We start from the raw sequence: 3,960 nt of genomic DNA on the forward strand, positions 1-3,960 counted from the left end.
AGCCGCACCTCGGACTGTCGGATTTTCCAGAACCTGAGCATCCCGCAGATCATCAAGCAGGTGTTCCGCGACCTGGGTTTTTCCGACTTGACGCGGTTGCGGCAGGTATTCGCCGGTGAGCAGGGATTCATCGATGCTGGACTGGCCGTCGAGGATCACCCCGTCCGCCGGCAGCACTGCGCCGGGATGAACCAGCACACGGTCGCCCAGGGCCAGTTCGGGGAGCAGGATGCGTTCGCTCTGACCTTCAGCATTCAAGCGCAGGCACGAGGCCGGCAGCAGGTTGACCAACTGCGCGGTAGCGGCGGCTGTGCGTTCGCGGGCACGCCGCTCCAGGTAGCGGCCGGCCAGCAGGAACAGCGCGAACATGCCCACCGCGTCGAAATACAGTTCACCCACGCCGGTGATCGCGGTCCAGATCCCCGCGAGGTAAGCCCCGCCAATGGCCAGGGATACCGAGACGTCCATGGTCAGGTGGCGGGTGCGCAGGTCGCGCATGGCGCCCTTGAAAAACGGCGCACAGCTGTAGAACACAATGGGCGTGGTCAGAAACATCGCGACCCAACGCAGGATGACATGCAGCTCCGGGCTCAGGTCGATATTGAATTCCGGCCAGGTGGCCATGGTCGCCATCATCGCTTGGAACCACAGCAAGCCGGCAACGCCGAGTTGGCGCAAGGCCAGGCGGTTTTCGCCGGCCAGTTGCTCGGCGGCGCGGTCTGCCTGATAAGGGTGGGCGGCGTAGCCGATATGGCGCAGCTCACTGAGCAGTTGGCTCAACGGTAGTTGCCCGTCGGCCCAGCGCACTTGCAGGCGATGGTTGGACAGGTTCAGGCGCGCCTCGGCCACGGCGGGCAGGCTGCGCAGGTGTTTTTCGATCAGCCAGCCACAGGCTGCGCAGCTGATGCCTTCCATCAGCAGCGTCGCTTCGGCCAGTTCGCCGTCGTGGCGCACGAAGGGTTTTTGTACGTCGGCGCGGTCATACAGCGCCAATTCGTCCACCAGTTGCACCGGCAGCGCCTCGGGGTTGGCCGAGGCTTCGCTGCGGTGCTGGTAATAGCTTTCCAACCCGCCCGCCACGATTGCTTCGGCCACTGCCTGGCAGCCCGGGCAGCAGAGTTCGCGGCGCTCGCCGAGGATCACGGCGGTGAAGCGGCTACCGGGTGGAACGGGCAGGGCGCAGTGGTAGCAGGGGGTTGGGGTGGTCATGGCGTTAGATCTTTGGTGGCGGGTAGGGCCTCATCGCGGGCAAGCCCGCTCCCACAGTGGATCGCGGTGTCCATGTGGGAGCGGGCATGCCCGCGATGCGCGAAGCGCAGCCTGTTTACTTCTTCAGGTCTTCAGCACCCAGCAGCGGTTCATCCCCGAGCAGCAAGTCCTTGTCGTGGTTGACCTGTTCTTCTTCGAACAAGCGCCAGGTCCTGTCGCCTTCCACGCCGAGCAGTTCGACGAAGCGCCGGCCTTCGACCTTGTCGGTAACCTGGCCGATGTAGCGACCGGGTTCGCTGTCGCTGCGGGCCAGGTTGATCTTGCGGTCTTTCTCCGGCTGGGTCGGCGAAATCAGGTTCAGTTCCAGGCTCGTCGGGTTGCTGTAGCCGGTGAGGTGCAGTTCGACTTCACCGGTCAGCTCATCCAGATGCACCTTGGCGCGCAGTTGCAGGGTCTGGGCCAGGCGTTCGCGGTCCAGGGAGCGATTGATGCCTTTGCCAGCCTCGTAATAGTTGTCGTTGACCAGGTTGTCCGGGTTGTTCACTGCAATGGTCACCATGGACAAGGTCAAGGTCACCGAGCAGGCCAGGATTGCGATGATGATCCAGGGCCAGAGGTGCTTGTACCAGGGACTTGCTGCAGTGGTTACGGGCATTTTTCTGCTCTCTCGTTAACGAACTTGTGGGCCGATGAATCGGCTCTTGGCTTCAATATGGATGCTGGCATCATCAGCATCCTTGAGGATGAATGTGACCTCGTTGGTGCTCGACGGCAATTGCTCCGGCGCGCTCGACAGTTCTACCGGCATGCTGACGATGTCGCCGGCAGCCACCTTGATTTCGCGGCGGCCTTGCAGCTTGAGGTCCGGCAGGCCGGCAGCGTCAAGCACGTAGGTGTGGTCGTGCTGATCCTTGTTCATGATCTTCAGGCTGTAGACGTTTTCGATTCGCCCTTCGGCGTTTTCGCGGTACAGCACGCGGTCTTTGCTGACGTCGAAACCCACCAGCGGACGCATGAAGAATGCCGTGGCCAACAGGCTCATCATTGCCAGCAACACCAGTGCATAGCCGATCAGGCGCGGACGCAGCTTGTGGGTTTTTTGCCCTGACAGGTTGTGTTCGGTGGTGTAGCTGATCAGGCCGCGCGGGTAGTCCATCTTGTCCATGATGTTGTCGCAGGCGTCGATGCACGCGGCACAGCCGATGCACTCGATTTGCAGGCCATCACGGATGTCGATGCCGGTCGGGCACACCTGTACGCACATCGTACACTCGATGCAATCGCCCAGGCCTTGGGCCTTGTAGTCGCTGCCTTTTTTGCGCGGGCCACGTACTTCGCCGCGACGCGGGTCGTAGGAGACGATCAGGGTGTCCTTGTCGAACATCACGCTTTGGAAGCGCGCGTAGGGGCACATGTAGATGCACACCTGTTCGCGCAGCCAGCCGGCGTTGCCGTAGGTGGCGAGGGTGAAGAAGCCGACCCAGAAATACGACCAGCCATCGGCCTGGCCGGTGAAGAAGTCAAACACCAGTTCGCGGATCGGTGAGAAGTAGCCGACGAAGGTCATGCCGGTGACAAAGCCGATCAGCAGCCACAGCGTGTGCTTGCTGAATTTGCGCAGGAACTTGTTGGCCCCCATCGGCGCCTTGTCCAGCTTGATGCGCTGGTTACGGTCGCCTTCGGTGACTTTTTCGCACCACATGAAGATCCACGTCCACACGCTTTGCGGGCAGGTATACCCGCACCAGATGCGTCCGGCGTACACCGTGATGAAGAACAGGCCAAAGGCCGCGACGATCAGGATGCCCGAGAGGAGGATAAAGTCCTGGGGCCAGAAGGTTGCACCGAAGATAAAGAACTTACGTTCCGGCAGGTTCCACCATACGGCCTGGTGGCCACCCCAGTTCAGCCACACCGTGCCGAAGTAGAGCAGGAACAGACCGGCACCGCCAAGCATGCGCAGGTTGCGGAACAGGCCCGTGAAGGCGCGGGTGTAGATTTTCTCTCGCGACGCGTAGAGGTCGACACCGTTGTTGGAGTTTTTGGCAGGTGGAGTAACGTCTTGTACCGGTATTTGGTTGCTCATCATTGCATCCCACGGCGGTGGAGATTTGCCTCGGCCAGTACGTGCCAGTCGGGGTCAAATGAAGGGTCTTGCAGTGGCGTAATGATACGCCCCCGATGACGCGCAAAGGGTGCGACCTTTGGTCGCGTTGGGGGAAATCAATTGATGGTGTAGGTGACGTGGATCAATTGACTTGTGAAGTATGGACGGTTTTTGCGGGCTCAGTCTTCAAAACACTGACGATCCAATGTGGAAGGGGGCTTGCTCCCACATTGAATCTTCGGTGTTTTCAGAATAGGTGCAACAAAAAAAGGCCCATCATTTTTCAATGAATGGGCCCTTTGGTTGCTGCTTCGACTTACTGCTCTTGAGCCTTTTTATCCCCATGGGACAAGCTGTAAACATACGCCGCGAGCAAGTGAACCTTGTCGTTCCCTTGCAGTTGTTCCTGCGCAGGCATCTGGCCCTGGCGGCCGTAGCGGATGGTCTGCTGCAGTTGGGCGAAACTTGAACCGTAGATGAACGCACCCGGGTGAGTCAGGTCAGGTGCGCCCATGGCAGGCGTGCCTTTACCGGCCGGGCCGTGGCAGGCGACGCAGTTGGCGGCGAAGAGTTTCCCGCCGTTGGCCACGTCGGCCTTGGCGCCTTCCGGCAGTTTACGGCCGTCCAGGTTGGTCACCACGAAG

3 protein-coding genes and 2 pseudogenes are annotated in these 3,960 nt (G+C 60.7%); 1 reads left to right on the top strand and 4 read right to left on the bottom strand.

What is annotated here, in order from left to right; genetic code table 11:
* Positions 1-87: pseudogene (locus L9Z73_RS31640) on the top strand (contractile injection system protein, VgrG/Pvc8 family); the annotation flags it as partial.
* Here the strand turns inward: L9Z73_RS31640 and L9Z73_RS26805 are convergent.
* From L9Z73_RS26805 to L9Z73_RS26820, 4 genes and pseudogenes are all read right to left on the bottom strand, one after another.
* A pseudogene (locus L9Z73_RS26805) lies at positions 76-1,209 on the bottom strand (heavy metal translocating P-type ATPase metal-binding domain-containing protein); the annotation flags it as partial. The pseudogenes L9Z73_RS31640 and L9Z73_RS26805 overlap by 12 nt on opposite strands.
* 115 nt (positions 1,210-1,324) lie before the next feature.
* Positions 1,325-1,864, bottom strand: a complete 540-nt coding sequence (locus L9Z73_RS26810) for a FixH family protein (protein ID WP_247407590.1) — start codon at positions 1,862-1,864, stop codon at positions 1,325-1,327.
* A 15-nt stretch (positions 1,865-1,879) separates the two neighbouring features.
* Entirely contained in the window at positions 1,880-3,295 is a 1,416-nt protein-coding gene (gene ccoG, locus L9Z73_RS26815) for a cytochrome c oxidase accessory protein CcoG (RefSeq protein WP_247407592.1), read from the bottom strand.
* 337 nt (positions 3,296-3,632) lie between these two features.
* Positions 3,633-3,960, bottom strand: a 328-nt coding sequence (locus L9Z73_RS26820) for a c-type cytochrome (protein WP_247407594.1), incomplete at its 5' end; no start/stop codon positions are given.

The sequence above is a fragment of the Pseudomonas emilianonis genome, from assembly GCF_023072625.1.
Lineage (GTDB): Bacteria > Pseudomonadota > Gammaproteobacteria > Pseudomonadales > Pseudomonadaceae > Aquipseudomonas > Aquipseudomonas paraveronii.

Bases quoted from the DNA above. Each gene is read 5' to 3' on its own strand.
- L9Z73_RS26810 (WP_247407590.1), bottom strand. From the start codon at position 1,864: ATGCCCGTAACCACTGCAGCAAGTCCCTGGTACAAGCACCTCTGGCCC.
- ccoG (WP_247407592.1), bottom strand. From the start codon at position 3,295: ATGAGCAACCAAATACCGGTACAAGACGTTACTCCACCTGCCAAAAAC.